17 protein-coding genes are annotated in these 15,966 nt (G+C 62.0%); 14 read left to right on the top strand and 3 right to left on the bottom strand.

Going from position 1 to position 15,966, the window contains the following annotated elements; genetic code table 11:
• Positions 1–27 precede the first annotated feature (27 nt).
• The 6 genes from pgsA (at position 28) to AEYBE204_RS26250 (ending at position 7,936) form a co-directional block, all read left to right on the top strand.
• The gene (gene pgsA, locus AEYBE204_RS26270) at positions 28–657 is read left to right on the top strand and encodes a CDP-diacylglycerol--glycerol-3-phosphate 3-phosphatidyltransferase (protein ID WP_023461415.1); all 630 of its coding nucleotides are present in this window, start codon (positions 28–30) and stop codon (positions 655–657) included.
• A gap of 399 nt (positions 658–1,056) precedes the next feature.
• Positions 1,057–1,701, top strand: a complete 645-nt coding sequence (locus AEYBE204_RS26265) for a flagellar basal body-associated FliL family protein (RefSeq protein WP_023461414.1) — start codon at positions 1,057–1,059, stop codon at positions 1,699–1,701.
• A gap of 36 nt (positions 1,702–1,737) precedes the next feature.
• Positions 1,738–2,910 carry a flagellar motor switch protein FliM gene (gene fliM, locus AEYBE204_RS26260; RefSeq protein WP_023461413.1) on the top strand — a complete coding sequence of 391 codons (1,173 nt, stop codon included), beginning with the start codon at positions 1,738–1,740 and terminating at the stop codon, positions 2,908–2,910.
• The gene (locus tag AEYBE204_RS39395) at positions 2,910–3,731 is read left to right on the top strand and encodes a DUF6468 domain-containing protein (RefSeq protein WP_023461412.1); all 822 of its coding nucleotides are present in this window, start codon (positions 2,910–2,912) and stop codon (positions 3,729–3,731) included. The genes fliM and AEYBE204_RS39395 overlap by 1 nt, the downstream gene beginning before the upstream one ends.
• Positions 3,732–3,752: 21 nt before the next feature.
• Positions 3,753–4,598 (top strand): MotE family protein, encoded by an 846-nt coding sequence (locus AEYBE204_RS26255; RefSeq protein WP_023461411.1) that lies wholly within the window; start codon positions 3,753–3,755, stop codon positions 4,596–4,598.
• 263 nt (positions 4,599–4,861) lie between these two features.
• The gene (locus tag AEYBE204_RS26250; protein WP_023461410.1) at positions 4,862–7,936 is read left to right on the top strand and encodes a lipopolysaccharide assembly protein LapB; all 3,075 of its coding nucleotides are present in this window, start codon (positions 4,862–4,864) and stop codon (positions 7,934–7,936) included.
• A gap of 2 nt (positions 7,937–7,938) precedes the next feature.
• On the opposite strand, the gene AEYBE204_RS26245 is transcribed toward AEYBE204_RS26250, so the two are convergent.
• Positions 7,939–8,598: a thioredoxin domain-containing protein gene (locus AEYBE204_RS26245; protein WP_023461409.1), complete on the bottom strand. Its 660-nt coding sequence runs from the start codon at positions 8,596–8,598 to the stop codon at positions 7,939–7,941.
• A gap of 481 nt (positions 8,599–9,079) precedes the next feature.
• Between AEYBE204_RS26245 and AEYBE204_RS26240 the strand changes: the two genes are divergently transcribed.
• The 4 genes from AEYBE204_RS26240 to AEYBE204_RS39860 all read left to right on the top strand — a co-directional run bounded on the left by AEYBE204_RS26240 (position 9,080) and on the right by AEYBE204_RS39860 (position 11,693).
• Entirely contained in the window at positions 9,080–9,961 is an 882-nt protein-coding gene (locus tag AEYBE204_RS26240) for an SPFH domain-containing protein (RefSeq protein WP_023461408.1), read from the top strand.
• A 136-nt stretch (positions 9,962–10,097) separates the two neighbouring features.
• Positions 10,098–11,015 carry a hypothetical protein gene (locus tag AEYBE204_RS26235; RefSeq protein WP_023461407.1) on the top strand — a complete coding sequence of 306 codons (918 nt, stop codon included), beginning with the start codon at positions 10,098–10,100 and terminating at the stop codon, positions 11,013–11,015.
• Between the two features lie 134 nt (positions 11,016–11,149).
• Entirely contained in the window at positions 11,150–11,413 is a 264-nt protein-coding gene (locus AEYBE204_RS26230) for a type II toxin-antitoxin system ParD family antitoxin (RefSeq protein WP_023461406.1), read from the top strand.
• A 112-nt stretch (positions 11,414–11,525) separates the two neighbouring features.
• Positions 11,526–11,693 carry a type II toxin-antitoxin system RelE/ParE family toxin gene (locus AEYBE204_RS39860; protein WP_023461405.1) on the top strand — a complete coding sequence of 56 codons (168 nt, stop codon included), beginning with the start codon at positions 11,526–11,528 and terminating at the stop codon, positions 11,691–11,693.
• Here AEYBE204_RS39860 and fliP read toward each other — a convergent pair whose 3' ends face one another.
• Together fliP and AEYBE204_RS26220 are read right to left on the bottom strand one after the other, a co-directional pair.
• Positions 11,694–12,482, bottom strand: coding sequence for a flagellar type III secretion system pore protein FliP (fliP, locus tag AEYBE204_RS26225; protein WP_023461404.1), 789 nt, complete (start codon positions 12,480–12,482; stop codon positions 11,694–11,696).
• Positions 12,483–12,484: 2 nt separating this feature from the next.
• The gene (locus AEYBE204_RS26220; RefSeq protein ID WP_023461403.1) at positions 12,485–12,799 is read right to left on the bottom strand and encodes a flagellar biosynthetic protein FliO; all 315 of its coding nucleotides are present in this window, start codon (positions 12,797–12,799) and stop codon (positions 12,485–12,487) included.
• A gap of 132 nt (positions 12,800–12,931) precedes the next feature.
• Here AEYBE204_RS26220 and flgB point away from each other — a divergent pair, with 132 nt between their 5' ends.
• From flgB to AEYBE204_RS26200, 4 genes are all read left to right on the top strand, one after another.
• Complete coding sequence (gene flgB, locus AEYBE204_RS26215; RefSeq protein WP_023461402.1) at positions 12,932–13,345, top strand: flagellar basal body rod protein FlgB; 414 nt, start codon at positions 12,932–12,934, stop codon at positions 13,343–13,345.
• Between the two features lie 19 nt (positions 13,346–13,364).
• A complete protein-coding gene (gene flgC, locus AEYBE204_RS26210) occupies positions 13,365–13,787 on the top strand; it encodes a flagellar basal body rod protein FlgC (protein ID WP_023461401.1) in 423 nt (140 codons plus the stop codon).
• Positions 13,788–13,790: 3 nt separating this feature from the next.
• Positions 13,791–14,099, top strand: coding sequence for a flagellar hook-basal body complex protein FliE (gene fliE, locus AEYBE204_RS26205; RefSeq protein WP_023461400.1), 309 nt, complete (start codon positions 13,791–13,793; stop codon positions 14,097–14,099).
• A gap of 223 nt (positions 14,100–14,322) precedes the next feature.
• Positions 14,323–15,894, top strand: a complete 1,572-nt coding sequence (locus tag AEYBE204_RS26200) for a hypothetical protein (protein ID WP_023461399.1) — start codon at positions 14,323–14,325, stop codon at positions 15,892–15,894.
• Positions 15,895–15,966 lie beyond the last annotated feature (72 nt).

The raw sequence follows: 15,966 nt of genomic DNA, 5'->3' as shown, positions 1-15,966 counted from the left end.
CGAGGTGCGACGAAGGAGCGATCCGGCATGACCCACGAAAACGTCAACCCGATACCCAACATACTGACCAGCCTGCGCCTGCTGCTGGGCATTGTTATGTTCCTGCTCATGGCGATTTCAGGTGACGCGGTCCCACTGATTTCGGTCATGCCCGACATGATTTTCGGCCTTCAGCGCTGGGCCTTCGTGCTGTTCGTCATCGCGGCATCGACCGACTTTCTCGACGGTTATCTGGCGCGCAGGCTCAATGCCGTATCGAAATGGGGCTCCATCCTCGACCCTATCGCCGACAAGATTCTAGTTTGCGGCACCATTCTGGGTCTGTTCGCCATGCACAAGGGCGACCCGATTTTCGTCCTGCCGGGCGCGATCATTCTGTTCCGGGAGTTTGCCGTATCGTCGCTGCGCGAATCGGTCGCCGGACGCGGCATAACCCTGCCGGTGACCCTATTGTCCAAATGGAAGACGACCTTGCAGATGGTGGCGCTGGGCGCACTTTTGCTCACGGAAAGCTGGGCCGCCTTTAAACTGACGGACGTCATGCCGCTGTGGTACGATCCCTTCTTCGTAAGCGCCTATATCGCCTTGTGGTTGGCGGCAGTGGTTTCGGTATGGACCGGAGCAGCTTACTTTATCGGCACCAAGCACCAGCTCTGAAAATCGCCATCCTTGGCCGATGAGGGCGTCGCTTGTAGGTCTCCCTCCTCCCTATCGAAGATGGGGAGGTGCCGAAACGCGTAGCGTTGAGGCGGAGGGGTATAATGCCAAGCCGTTCAGCGCGCTGGATTTTCGGAGGTGTACCCCTCCGTCACGCCTTCGGCGTGCCCATCGCTTGCGAAAGATATACTTTCGCTGGCGCTATACCCCACTACGTAGGGAGGAGGGAGAGTCTATTTTAGCAGCCATAGTCAGAATTTCAGTCGCGCCGGTTCGCGAATCTGGCGAAAGGTTAACGCCAGCGGCCAAATCCCAACACTTCATTAACCATAGTTTGTGAGGATGCGGCATCCCTTACGTCTGTGGCCATGCCACGCCTGATCGAGTGTACCCGGCATAATGGCCAAGAAAGAAAAACCCGCGAAAGAGGCTGACGCCGCGCCTGCTGAGGGTGCCGACGGCGAAGCCCCGGCTAAAAAAGGCCCGCCCATCCTGATCATCGCCATCGCCGCGGGCGTTCTGCTGCTGGGCGGTGGCGGGGCGGCGGCTTATTTCCTGTTCCTCAAGCCCAAGCCCGCCGCCGAGGCCGGTGCGCACGGCGAAGCGGCCAAGGACGGCCACGGCGAGAAGAAAAAGGACGACGGTCACGGCAAGAAGAAGGAAGAGAAGGGCGGTCACGGCGGCGGCGGCGAAAAGGTCGACCCCAAGACCCAGCCGGTCATTTCCGAAGGGCCCGACGGTATCACCTATTTTACCCTGCCCGACAGTCTGTCCAATATCCAAAACCCGACCGGCAAGACGACCGTTCTCAAGCTTAAATTGACCTTCGAGGTCGCCGACCATGAAACGGTCGAATTGCTGAGCGAAAACCTGCCTCGTATCGACGATGTGTTGCAGGGGTTCATGCGCGAACTGCGCCCGGAAGATCTGGCGGGGTCGCAGGGCAATTATCAGTTGCGGCTGGAAATCCTGCGCCGCGTCAATCTCGTCCTGGCTCCGCACAAGATCAATGCGGTGCTGATCGAAGAAATGCTTGTGAGCTAAACCCTGCTTCAACCCACTGAGTGAGTACAAGAGTAAATGGCTGACGTCGATCAGGAAGCTATGATGGCCCAGTGGGAGGCCGAACTTGCCGCCGAGGCCGAGGCCTCGACTGGCGGGGGCGGCGGCGGGGGCGGCGACGGTGCGGGCGATTTGGCCGCCGAATGGGAAGCCATGGTCGGCGGCGGGGGCGGCGATGCGCGCTTTGCCGTGCCGACGGGCGCCGAACGCATCCTCAATCAGGACGAAATCGACAGCCTGCTGGGTTTCGACCTCTCGGAAGACGAATATAATGAGCGCTCCGGCATCCGGGCGATCATCAATTCGGCGATGGTGTCGTACGAGCGTCTGCCGATGCTCGAAATCGTCTTCGACCGGCTCGTGCGCCTGATGACGACGTCTTTGCGGAACTTTACGTCGGATAACGTCGAAGTGTCGCTCGACAATATTTCCTCGATCCGCTTCGGCGATTACCTAAATTCGATCCCGCTGCCGGCGATTCTGGCGGTGTTTCGCGCCGAGGAACTGGACAATTACGGCCTGCTGACCGTCGATTCCAACCTGATCTATTCGATCGTCGACGTGCTGCTGGGCGGACGGCGCGGCACGGCGGCGCTCCGCATCGAAGGCCGACCCTATACGACGATCGAGCGCGTGCTGGTGCAGCGGATGGTGGAGGTCGTGCTCAACGACGCCAAGATGGCGTTCGAGCCCCTGACCCCGGTCAATTTCAACCTCGATCGCCTTGAGACCAATCCGCGCTTTGCCGCCATCGCGCGCCCGGCCAATGCGGCGATTCTGGTCAAGCTGCGCATCGACATGGAAGACCGCGGCGGGCGTGTCGAGTTGCTGCTGCCCTATGCGACGCTGGAGCCGATCCGCAAGATGCTGCTTCAGCAGTTCATGGGCGAAAAGTTCGGCCGCGATAATATCTGGGAAAGCCACCTGGCCACGGAACTGTGGACGACTCAGATGGAAGTGCGCGCCGTGCTCGACGAACAGCAATTGCCGCTGTCTCAGGTCTTGAACTTGCAGGTGGGTGAGACCATCGTGCTCAATGCCAATGCTGATTCTCCGGTCCAGCTGCGTTGCGGGAACATTCCGCTGACGCAAGGAAGGATGGGGCGCAAGGGCCACAATATCGCCGTCCGGGTCGATCAGCCCCTGGCGGCGTCCACCAAGCGCCGATTGACGCAATTTAAGAAGAAATAATGACCGCTGCCGGTCTGATCATGGATGTCGTGCTGATGGGGCTGCTGCTGGCGGCCCTGTGGTTCGGCGTGCGCCTGAACGGACGGCTGAAGAGCCTGCGCAACGGGCAGGAAAGCTTCATCAAGGCGGTGGGGGAACTGGATCAGGCGGCGATAAAGGCCCACGCGTCCCTGCGCGAACTGCACCATAATGCCGAAGAGTCGCAGGAACTGCTGCACGGGCGGATCATGGCGGCGCGCGACCTGCTCAACAAGCTGGAAAGCCAGATCAACCGCGCCGAACGGGCCCAGCGCGATCTGGAAAGCGGGATTGCCACCGCGCGGGTCGAGCCGGTGCGGGTTGAGCCGGAACCCGTCGAAGAGCCGCCACTACGCATCCAGCGCGAAACGCAACAGCGTGAAGAATGGTCACGCGCCCGGGGTGCCGAGGCGCGGCAAACCTATGCCGGGAACCGCCGTCCGGCTTTCGATGACGAGATCGAGGACGACGAATTGCCGCTGCCCGACTCGCGCCGGTTGCGCGATCTGAACGACCGTCTCAGCCGTCGCGAACCCGCACCGACAAAGGCCGAAACCGAACAGGTTTCCGAATTCGGGCTGCAAGCTATTAACGAAATGTTGAGGGCCTTCGCCGATCCTAAGGGGACCGGTGCGTCGCGATCTCGCGACCCCTTGCCAGAACGCAGACCGGACACTGTCCCGCGCCCCGCCAGTCCCCGCAGCCGTCAGCCGTCCGTGCTTGACGATGAACTGTTCGGAGGGCAGGGGGCCGAGGACGCCGATCCCACCCCGCCGCGCCCGCTCTTCCGGCGCACCCGTTAAATTCTTAAGTAAACAGAGTTCATGGCCTATAATCTCCGCCTCTTGCCGCTGATCGCCGTCGCCGTGGGCGGCGTTATCGCCGTGCGCGCCGTGGGCTCGATCGAAGCCATGCCCGCCTTTCTGAAGTCGGCCACCGCCTGGGCCGAAGGCGCGGAAAAGGCCAAGCCCGAACCGAAAAAAGACGCCAAGGCGGAGCCCAAGGCTGTCGGTGACGAAGGCGCGACCGAGGAAGCCGCCGACGCCGGTTCGGCCTCAGGCGACGACGCCCTGAGCATCCTCGACATGGCCTCCCCGGCGGCGGCCAAGGCCGCCCCGGTCTGCGCGACTTCGGTCGAGGATTTGGCCAAGCAGGCCGGGATGTCGCCGTCGGAATTGCAGGTCTTGCAAAGCCTCGCCCAGCGCCGTGCCGAACTGGACGCCCGCGAAAAGCAGATCGCCACGCAGGAGCAACTGATCGCCACCGCCGAGGCCAAGCTGGACGGGCGCATCAAGCAACTGACCGACCTCAAGGGGCAGGTGCAGGGGCTGCTGGACGAGGCCAGCAAGACCGGCGATCAGGACGTCCTGCGCATGGTCAAGGTCTACGAATCGATGAAGCCGAAGGACGCCGCCAAGGTGTTCGAGACGCTGAAAGACGATGTGCGCCTGCCGATCGCGGCCAAGATGAAGGAGCGCAATCTGGCCGCCGTTCTGGCGCAGATGACGCCGGACAAGGCGCGCGACCTGACCGAAAAGCTGTCGCAACGCATGAAGAAGGCCGACGACCTGCAAAACAAGCTGGACAAGGCCACGGCGCCCGGCGCGGCCAATCAGGCGGCGAACGCGCCCAAGCCTGCCGCCAACGCTCAAACCCCCCCCCAAAAATAATCATACATCCCTGCACGAAGTGCGGGGAGGGGGACCGCACGAAGGGCTTTAGCCCTGAGATGTGGTGGTGGGGTGTGTTTTTACGGGTGACAGGGCTAGTTGATCTGGCGAAAGGCACCCAACCACCATTTGCTCCGCAAATGGTCCCCCTCCCCGCGCAAGCGCAGGGAGGTATAATTATTGCCGGATTTCAGGAAAATTAATGCCTGTTACCTCCCTATTAACCACGCCTTAAGCCCAATCGAGGCAAGGATTCAGGCGTCATGACCCGTCCACCCACCGACCTGTCCCGTCTGAAAGCGGCGTTGAATGCGGAAACGCAGGCGCGCTGGCGCGAGGATGCGCGCGAGACGCAAGGCTGGTCAGTGAAAGCCATCAGATCCACGGCCGCTATCGCCGTCCTGTCGGGGGCCGCTGCCGCTGGGCTGGCCGTCTCGGCGCCTGCCGTGACCGAAATAGCCTCAGGCATCATCGCCCCCAAGTCCGAGATCGATTTCCGCGTCGGGCGCAACGCCTCGATGGGACGACTGGAAATCTACGGCAGCGTCGGGTCGCGCGCTTCGGTGCGCAGCGAAAAAGGCCCCAAAAAGGAAGAACTGGTGGTCATCCGTCTGCCGGGGCAAAAGACGCCTGATATCGGCGATTTCCGCGCCAATCCGCCGATGGGCGTGACGGCGGTCGCGCTCCGTCAGGACAGCCGCGCCAGCGAGATCGTCATGACCCTCGCCGAAGGGGCCAAGGCGCGCTTCGGGCGCTCGGACGGCGCGGTCTATGTCCAGATCGAAACCAAAGACGTCGAGGGCGATGCGGCCCGGTTGATCATGCAAAGGGCGGGCGAAACCGCGTCGTCCAGCAGTTCTTCATCGGTCTCCGAACAGGCGCCCGCCAAGGCGAATTACCCCGTCGTGGCGCTCAAGCACGTCAAGCTCGAAGACGGGGTTCAGATCGATTTCCCTTTCCCCGATGTGACCGGGGCCGCAGTGTTCCGGCGCGGCGAGGCTGTGTGGATGGTCTTCGACAAGGAGGTCGATTTCCGCCTGCCGCCGACCCTGAAAGACGGCGTCGTGATCGAACAGGCCAACTGGGCGCGCAATGACGGCTTCACGGCCCTGCGCCTGATCGCCCCCGCCGGCGGCAGCCTGTCGGTCGATACCGAAGGCGCGCTGTGGCGCGTCCGCGTCGGTGGCAAGGCGCTCGATGCGCCGCTGTCCGAAGTGGCCGTCAAGCGCGACGATACGTCGGGCGCGGCGACCCTGACGCTGAACCTCGCCGGGGCGCGCAAGGTGGCGTGGATTCGCGATCCGATGGTCGGCGACCGCATCGCCGTGGTGACCGCGCCGGGGCCGGTCAAGGCCGTCCGCGACGATCGCTCGACGGTTCAGGCCTCGATCGGCTCGACCGCGCAGGGCGTGATGATCGAGCGCATGGCTCCGGATGTGACGGTGACGCTCGACGGCGACCGCGTGGCGGTGACGCGTCCGGGCGGGCTGCTCATGTCGTCCGACGACAACGGTACCGAGGCGCGCACCCTTCAGACCGGTTACCGCGCCGCCCTGTTTCCGACCGCGCCGGACGCCTCGTGGGGCGAATTGCCGGAAGAGGGCTTTCTCAAGAAATACAATGCCCTTCAGATCAGCGCCGCCGACGAGCAGGGGCTGGGCGCCGAAGGGCCCTATACCGCGCGGCTCGATCTGGCGCGCTTTCTGGTGGGCCAGGGCATGAATTTCGAGGCGCAGGGCGTCCTCGATCTGCTGGGCAAGACCAATCCGCGATCCTTGGGCGACCCGCAGATGCGCGGCCTGCGCGTCGTGGCCAAGGTCATGTCCGGCCGCCTGACCGATGCGCAGTCTGATCTCGACTCGACGGCCCTGATCAGCGATCCCGCCGCCAATCTGTGGCGCGGCTATATCGCGCAAAAGACCGGCCACTATGAGGAGGCGCGCAAGGCCTTCGCGGCGGGCGCTCCGGCGCTGGACGGCTTCCCGCCGGTGTGGCGCACGCGCTTCGCCACGGCCAATGCGCAGGCGGCCTTGGCGACCAAGGACATCGCCAGCGCGGCGCAGATCATCGGTTACGCGGTGACGCAGGACGTTCAGCCGCTCGACCGGCTGGAGGCGCAACTGGTGCAGGCCCAGATCATCGAGGCTCAGGGCGACAAGCGCCGGGCCATGCGCGTCTATGCGGCCATCGCCAAATCGACCTCGGACCGCCTCAATACGCCCGCGCAACTGAACGCCGCGCGGCTGAAACTGGAATTGGGTGAAGCCAAGCCCGACGAGACGCTCGCCATCATGAACAGCCTGCGTTTCCGTTGGCGCGGCGACGATACCGAGCTGCAACTGATCCGCACAGTCGGTGACATTTACCTCAACCAGGGCCGCTATCGCGAGGCGCTGGAGGTGCTGAAAAGCGGCGGCATGTCGTTCTTCAATCGCCCCGAAGCGATGGAGATCAACCAGAAGCTCAATGCCGCCTTCCGCAGCCTGTTCCTCGACGGCATGGCCGACGGCCTGCAACCGGTCGAGGCGCTGGGCCTGTTCAACGACTTCCGCGACCTGACGCCGGTGGGCGCCGACGGCGACCTGATGGTGCGGCGCATGGCGCGGCGTCTGGTCGAGGTCGATCTGCTGTCACAGGCCGCCGACCTGCTCGACTATCAGGTCGAAAACCGCCTTCAGGGCGTAGCCAAGTCGCAGGTCGCCGCCGATCTGGCCGCTATCCACCTGATGAACCGTCAGCCGGAAAAGGCCTTGCAAGCGATCTGGAAGACGCGCACGACCTTGCTGCCGAAAGCGGTCATGGCCGAGCGGCGGGTGCTGGAGGCGCGAGCGCTGAACGATCTGAACCGTACCGACAATGCACTTGAGGTGCTGGGGACCGACATGTCGCCCGAAGCGCTCGACGTGCGCGCCGACATCTACTGGCGGCAAAAGGATTGGGTCAAGGCCGGGGCGCTGCTGGAGAAACGTCTGGGCGAGCGCTGGAAAAAGGACGGCAATCTGAGCCTCGCCGAAGAGGCCAACCTGATCCGTGCGGGGGTGGCCTATAGCCTGGCCTCCGATCAGAAATCGCTCGACCGCCTGTCGCAGCGTTTCGGCAAGTTCGCCGAGACGGCGCAGAACGGCGACGCTATGCGGGTGGCGCTGGCCGGACTCGATAACGGCCCGCTGAGGGCCTCGGACTTCGCCATGGCGGCGGCGCAGACCGACAGCTTCACGGGCTGGGTCGCCTCGATGAAGCAGAAGTTCCGCGAGCAGGGCAAGACGCCCGCCGCTCTGCCCGCGCCCGCGCAACAGGCGCAAGCCCCGGCGGCGGCACCCGCGCCGAAGAAGGCCTAAGCCTACTTCTTCAATAAAGGCTCGATGGCGGCTTCGAGTTCGCTGGCGTCGTTGCGCGTGATCTGGACGATCTTGCCGTTGACCATGAAGGTCGGCGTGCCGGTAACCCCCGCATTGAGCGCGTCCTGATTGAGGTCGTTGAGTGCGTTGAGGCCTGTCGGATCGGTGACGCAGGCGTTGAACTGCGTCTCGTTCATCCCCGTCGACTGAGCGATGCGCAGTAGAACCGGGCGGGCATTGGCGTATTGTTCCGGCGCGCCGCCCTGATCCATCTCACGCTGGGCGCGCATGATGGCGTCGACCACGGTCAGGGCCTTGTCCTTGGCCACGCAATTGGCCAGCATGTGTCCGGCGGCGGCCACGGCGGCATTGCCGGTCATCATCGGACGATAGACGTAGCGCACCTTGCCGGTCTCGACATATTTTGTCATCAGGGCCGGGGTGATGGTTTCATTGACCTCGGCGCAGATGGGGCAGGCGACCGAGGCGTATTCGACCACGGTGACCGGGGCATCGGCCTTACCCGCCGTGATTTCCCCAACGCTGACCTTGCCGGTGCTGCCCGACTGGCCGCAGGCGGTCAGGCCCAAGGCAGCTACCCCCAGGACGGCCAGTCCCGTAAAACCGGTCAGGACGGCGCGGCGGACAAACGGGGTGTTCATGTCGGAGAATCCTCAGTTGGTGTGTGGATCGGATGAGTCGAAAACAAGGCGGCGGAATTAAGGCGCGACGTGGGGGATGGCAAAACCCATGCAAACGGTTGTCTCTATGGTTAGGGATCACATCCGCGTGATCATTGTCCGGTTTCGCTTTAAGGCGGATATGTGGCCATGTATTATATCTTCATTCTCCAAGGTTTGGAGAATTTGAACCAAGTGAAGGAATATGATCGTCAGTTAAAAAGCATCGCCGCAAGTTTAGACGCGCGGCCTCAAAATCAAGGCGAAGAGTCAGGGTGTTTACCAAATCTCTGTCAGACCGTCCGGTAGTCGAAAACTCGGCCACAGCCCATATTTGCTTTACTCGCGATCAAGCCCCCGAAACTGAGACCGTTTTGACGTTCCATTTGGAACGCGCGCGACCCCTTGCGTTTTTTCCACCTTAACCTCTGAAAGGCCGCGCAATCACGCCGCGGAAACCCATATGAACATGAATACCCTTCGCCCCAAGGTGTCGATCCCCACGCGCTGGAAGTTCCTTGTCCCGCTCGGCGCCGTCGCGCTGCTCGGCCTGTTCGGTCTGGCCAGCTGCGGTCAGACGATCCAGCCCGGTAATGTCGGGGTCAAGATCCGCACCCTGGGCCCCAGCGCCGGGGTCGATCCGACGCCGCTGCCGTCGGGCTGGCACATCAATCTGCCGGGCGAGCGCATCGCCGAGTTCCCGGTGATCCAGCGCACCTATACCTATACGCGCGAAAAGGATGAACGCGGGCCGGAAAACGAGGAGGTCACCTTCTCGGACAACAACGCCCTGCCGATGACGGCCGACGTGCAGCTGGTCATGCGCATCGATCAGGCCAAGGCCCCGGCGCTGTACAAGCGCTATCGCCTGACCTTCGATCAGATGTTCGAAGGTCCGATCCGCAATGACGTGCGTTCGGCCATTGCGGCGGAAACCGAACTGGTCAGCGTCGAGTTCCTCTATCGCGGCGGCCGCCAGCAGGTGATCCAGAAGGCCCTGGCCCGCGTCAACCGCAAATGGGAGCCGCAGGGCGTCAATGTCAGCCAGCTCGACTGGATCGGCACCATCCGTTATCCGCAGGTGATCCTCGACTCGATCCAGGCCAAGACCAAGGCCGATGCCGATGCGTCGGCGGCTCAGGCGCAGGTGGCGGTCGCCAAGGCCCAGGCCGACGCCAAGATCGAAGAAGCCCGCGGTCAGGCTGAGGCCAACCGTCTGCTGGCTCAGTCGATCGCGTCGAGCCCGCAGGTCGTACAACTGCGTGCGATCGAGAAGTGGGACGGCAAGCTGCCTCAGGTCACCGGTTCGGCGACGCCGTTCATCGACCTGAAAAAGGCGGACTAATCCGCAACTGGCGGAGGAAGCACAAGACGTTCTTCCTCCGTATTCCCTGCCGCGATGCGCTTGTCGCGGCAGGTGCTTTACGCTAGGCTTTACCCATCGGGACCGTCTTCGGCCCGGCATGCCAAGGAGGGGGCACATGAAGTTATCGATCGATTTTGCGTTCGCGGGCCTCGCGATCATCCGGAAAAATCCCGTCGCCGTTCTAACCTGGGGCGCGGTCGCTCTGGTGGTCAGTCTGGTGACCAATGTGATTACCATTGTTCTGGCCGGTTCGGCTCTGGCTACCCTGCAAGGCTATGAACAGTCGCCGCCGAGCGATCCGATGGCCGTGTTCGGTCAGATCGGCGCTATGGCGCCTGCGCTCATCCTCAGCATCGTCATCGGCCTGACGGTGGCCGCCGTCATCCAGTGCGCCGTCTTCCGCAGTCAGCTTCAACCCGAAGCGCGCGGCTTTGCCTATCTGCAACTGGGCGCCGCCGAAGTCCGGCAGATCTTCGCCACGATCCTGTGGACTCTGGCCTTCATCGGCTTTTACATCCTTTTCGCCGTGGCGGTCGGGATATCTGTCGGGCTGCTGAGCCTCGTCACGCAGATCAACGGTTTTCTGGGCGGACTGCTGATCTTCATCGCTGGCGTCGCTGCCTTCGTAGGCTTTTTGTATGTCCTCAGTCGCTGGTCGCTGGTCATGATCCAGAGCTATGCCGAAGAAAAGATCGACATCTTCGGTAGCTTCAAACTGACCAAGGGCAATGGCTGGACCTTGCTGGGCGGGTATCTGCTGCTTGGCCTCGCCACGATCATCGTGATGATTGTCGTCTATGGCGTCCTATTCGGTATCACCATGGGTGCGGGCGGCGATTTCATGTCCTCGATCCAGCAGATGAGCCAGCCGGATGTAACCTCCCTGTCGGCGCTGCTAACCCCAGGCTTCCTTATCCAGCTGATCGTCGGCGGCCTTCTGTCGGGGGTGTTTTACGCGGTGATGCACGGCGCGGCGGTGTCGGCCTATCAGACCCTGACCGACAAGAAGATCGCGTCCGCCAGCGTGTTTTAGATCGAATGAAAATCTAAATTTTTGTTTTGTCGCGATATGTCGAAAACCGCTCACACTTTTTGACATATCGCTCTCAATTGCCGACCGCGAGGCGGCGTGCTACTATCTATTAATAACAGTTAGTGGAGGCACGCATGCCGACCTCCGTGGCGCTGGGTGCGCATTTCGAACAGTTCATCAAGGATCAGCTGGCTTCGGGGCGTTATAACAACGCCAGCGAGGTCGTGCGCGATGGCTTGCGCATGCTCGAAGACCGCGAGGCCGAGAAGAAACGTCGGCTGGACGCGTTGCGCGCGGAGATCGAGAAGGGCATGGAGGGGCCGTTCATTCCCGCCGAGCAGGTCTTTGCCGAGTTGAGGCAAAAGCTGGCCGATAAGGCGCGGCGCAAAGCCGGATGAAGGTCGCGTTTTCGGTCCAATCCATCGCCGATGTTGAAGATATCGCCTTTTATATCGCAGAGGATAGCGAAAGCCGCGCTTTAAGTTTTACGGATGAGTTGGAGCAAAGTGCTTGTCGCTGGCGGATTCGCCCCATCGTGGTGCGGTCAGGGGCGGACTGAGTGCGCGCACGCGAATCTTACCCTACGGCTATTACAATATCTATTATCGCGTCGGTGACGATGTTGAGATATTGCGCATCCTGCACAGCGCGCGTCATATCGACGACGGCGACCTTTGATTACCCCCCGCCAGCGCCGCGCTGGAAGCTTTCGACCAGCGAGCCGCAGACCAGCCGCCAGCCGTCGACCAGAACCCAGAAAATCAGCTTGAACGGTAGCGACACCACCACCGGCGGCAGCATCATCATCCCCATGCTCATCAGGACCGAGGCGACGACCAGGTCGATCACCAGAAACGGCACGAACAGCAAAAAGCCGATCTCGAAGGCGCGTTTCAGCTCGGATATCATGAAGGCGGGCGTGATCACCGTCACCGGCAGGTCGAGATTATTGGCGGGCTTTTCGACCTTGGACAGGCGCACGAACAGGTTGAGGTCGTCGGCACCCACCTGCGACAGCATGAAGGTCTTGACGGGTTCCGACGCCGCATCGAAGGCTTGCGGCAGTTCCATTTCCTGATCCATCAGGGGCCGGATACCGGAATCGTAGGCCGCCTGATAGGTCGGCGCCATGACGATGGCCGACAGGAACATGGCCAGCGAGATCAGCACCGCATTGGGCGGGCTCTGTTGTAGGCCGAGCGCGGTCCTGAGCAGCGACAACACGACTACGATGCGGATGAATGAGGTCGTCATGATGACGATCGAGGGAGCCAGCGACAGAACGGTCAGCAGGCCGACCATCTGCACGACGCGCGCGGTGAGGGTGCCGCCTTGCCCCAGATCGAGATTGATCGATTGCGCCAGCACGTCGACGGGGAAGATCAGCAGGGCAAAGCCGAGTATGCCGCCGATCAGAGCAGCGGCGTAAGCGCGTTTCGAGGGCTTGGCGGAAGGCACCGTGTCCATGCTCAGATCACCGACTTGCTTTGAGCGGGCACAGGCGCGGGCTTCGGTTTCGGCAACTGTCTCGGCTCCAGCAGTTCGTGGCCTTCGCCGAGCAACAGCAGGCGTTCCTCGTCGTCGATGCGTACCAGCACCAGCCGCCGCGCCGGGTCGAGGACGAGGGTTTCCACCACGTTCATCCGCCGCTCGCCGCGTTGGGCCTGAAGCTTCGCCATCAGTTGCGGCGCATAGCGGCGCAGCGCGTAGGCGAGGCCGACGACCAGCCCGATCACGAGCACCAGCGCGAACGCCGCGCGCAACAGGCTCAGGAAGAAATCCATCGGGCCACCCCTCACAAAACTCAGAAAATAGCTACGCCGCAAACCTTAAAGGCTCGTTAACCAAGAAGGGGGCATAATTTGCCGATGCACCTGTCTCTAAGGTGAGTCGCGCAAAGCCAGAAGGAGCCCGCGATGAGTATCGACGATATCGGCCTTCTCGGCGCGCTCAAGGGCAAGATGGGCTGGCTGTCCCAGCGTCAGAAGCTGGTCGCGCAGAACGTGGCCAATGCCTCGACGCCGGGCTTCAAGCCGCGCGATCTGAAGCAGATGGACTTCGCCGGCATGATGAAGGGCGAGGCGGAGCAGACCGGTCTCGGCCTCAGCCTGACCAGTGCAGGACATATGAACGTCGAAGGGGCGGGGACGTTTGCGCCGAAATCGGTGGTGACACCGGACTCGGAAACGACCATGGACGGCAATTCGGTCGTGCTGGAAGAGCAGATGCTCAAGATGGCCGAAAGCCGGATGCAGTACGAGGCCGCCATCGGCTTCTATCAGAAATCGCTCGGCCTGCTGCGCATGGCCGCCAAGCCGCCCGGTCGTTAAAAAAGCAGAGTGACAGATTATGCCCATTAACAAGATTCCCGAAACCAATCCGGCCATGACGGTTGCTGCCAGCGCGCTCAGGGCGCAGCAGGCGCGGATGCGCATCATCGCCGAAAACATCGCCAACGCCGACTCGACGGGCCAAACACCCGGCTCGACGCCGTACCGCCGTCAGATCCCGGTCTTCGAAGCCTCGAAGATCGACGGCGCGACCGGCGTCAAGCTGGCCTCGGTCAAACCGGACCAGAGCGACTTTCAGATGGATTACGACCCCAGCCACCCGGCAGCCGACGCCAACGGCTACGTCAAGCGTCCGAACGTCAACAGCCTGATCGAAACCATGGACATGCGCGACGCCCAGCGCGCTTACGAAGCCAATCTGAACGTCATCGAGACCGCGCGCTCGATGGAACAGAAGACCCTCGATATTCTGAAGAGGTAATAGATGAACCCGTTACTCGCCGCCCGCGCCTATGGGGCCGTTCAGAAGCAGATTTCCGGTCTCAACGACGAGGGCAAGGCTGCGTCCGGCACAGGTGCGGACTTTTCCAAGGTTCTGCAAGGCGCCATCGAGCAGACCTACAAATCGACCCAGACCGCCGAAACCCAGATGGCCATGCACGCCCAGGGCAAGGCCGAACTGATCGACGCCGTGACGGCGGTGTCCTCGGCCGAAGCGTCTTTGGAAAGCGTCATCGCCATCCGCGATCAGGTGATCAGCGCCTACCAAGAAATCCTGCGCATGCCGATCTAAAAATCGCGGTCTTTGGCCAATTGGTGCGTCGCCAAAATACCATCTTGGGCTTGCCGGTACTAATGTACCGGCGTCGCTAACCTCCTGCCACTTGACTCAAATCTCACGATTTTTACTCAAACCCATATGTGGTTTGCAACACACCCTGTTTTTCATTTGACCGCTTGCCTTATGCGCAATGACAGCGTTATCAATTGAAAAAAACAAATCAGGGCAGGACATCATGATCAGCATATCGCGCCGCGCTTTGACGGCGGCTCTCGGGATGGGCGCGGCCATTCCCGGTCGGATTTTTGCCGCCGAACCGCGTCGCAAGGTGACGCTGGACCTGTCCAGAGCGACGCAGCCGCTGGATCGCTTTTTCGACCTCTCCATCGGTTCGGACTATCCCGGCACCCTGATCCGCGACGACAGTCAGGCGCAGTTGAAAACCGCGGTCGATGAGCTGGGGTTTCGCTATATCCGCTTTCACGCCATCTTCCACGATGTCCTCAAGACCGTGACGGTAAAGGACGGCAAGATCGTCTACGACTGGACGAAGATCGATTACCTCTACGATCAGTTGCTGGCCAAAGGCATCAGGCCGTTTGTCGAGCTTGGCTTTACGCCGGAGGCGATGAAGACGTCGGACCAGAAGATTTTCTGGTGGCAGAGCAATACGTCGCACCCGAAATTCGACGCGTGGAAGGACCTGATCCACCACTTCATCCTGCATATTCAGACGCGCTACGGGGCGGCGGAAATCCGCACCTGGTTCTATGAGGTCTGGAACGAGCCCAATCTTGACGGTTTCTGGGAAAAAGCCGACCAGAAGGCCTATTTCGACCTCTATGTCCTGACGGCCAATACCATCAAGGCGATCGATCCGGCCCTGCGCGTCGGCGGACCATCGACGGCGGGCGCAGCCTGGGTGCCGGAATTCCTCGACCACGTCCATAAAAGCGGGGCGGCGGTCGATTTCGTCACCACCCATACCTATGGCGTCGACGGCGGCTTCCTAGACGAAGAAGGCAAGCAGGACACGAAGCTGTCGCCATCCCCTGACGCCGTCATCGGCGACGTGCGCAGGGTCCGCGCCGAGATCGAGGCCTCGAAATATCCCGGCCTGCCGCTCTATTTCACCGAATGGAGCACCAGCTATACGCCGCGCGATCTGGTCCACGATTCGTACATCAGCGCGCCCTATATCCTCAGCAAGCTTAAGGGGACGCAGGGTCTGGTGCAGGGGATGAGCTACTGGGTCTATACCGACCTGTTCGAGGAGCCGGGACCGCCGCCGACGCCGTTCCACGGCGGCTTCGGCCTGATGACGCGCGAAGGCATCCGCAAGCCGGCCTGGTTCGCCTACAAGTACCTCAAAGCGCTCCGCGGCAAGGCCATTCCGTCCGACGATCCTCAGCTGTGGGCTGCCGGTGAGGGCGGGACGGTGTCGGCGGTCCTCTGGGACTTCCGCCAACCGGTGCAGAGCGTCAGCAACAAGCCGTTCTACAGTCGTCTGGTGCCGAATGCGCCCTCCGCACCGATCGACGTGACGCTTGAACATCTCAAGCCCGGCACGTACCGGGTTCAGGTTCGGCGGACGGGCTACCGCGCCAATGACGCCTATTCGGCCTATATCGATCTGGGGGCACCGAAAGACCTGTCGCCGGCGCAGATCGCGCAGATGCACGGGCTGACGCGCGATGTGCCGGAAACAGACGCAACCCTGTCGGTCGGTAGATCGGGGCGATTGCGCCTGACCCTTCCGATGAAGACCAACGATATCGTCGCCCTGAGCGTGACGCCGGTGAATTGATGCGGCGCGGTTAACGCCAAATTAACCGTGAGGTCGGCAAAATATGCCTAACGGTGCGGTGTAAAGCCGCCG

It is taken from the genome of Asticcacaulis sp. YBE204 (assembly GCF_000495855.1).
Classification (GTDB): domain Bacteria; phylum Pseudomonadota; class Alphaproteobacteria; order Caulobacterales; family Caulobacteraceae; genus Asticcacaulis.
The sequence above is the reverse complement of the archived record's forward strand: the minus strand, read 5'-3'. Positions and strand labels throughout refer to the sequence as shown.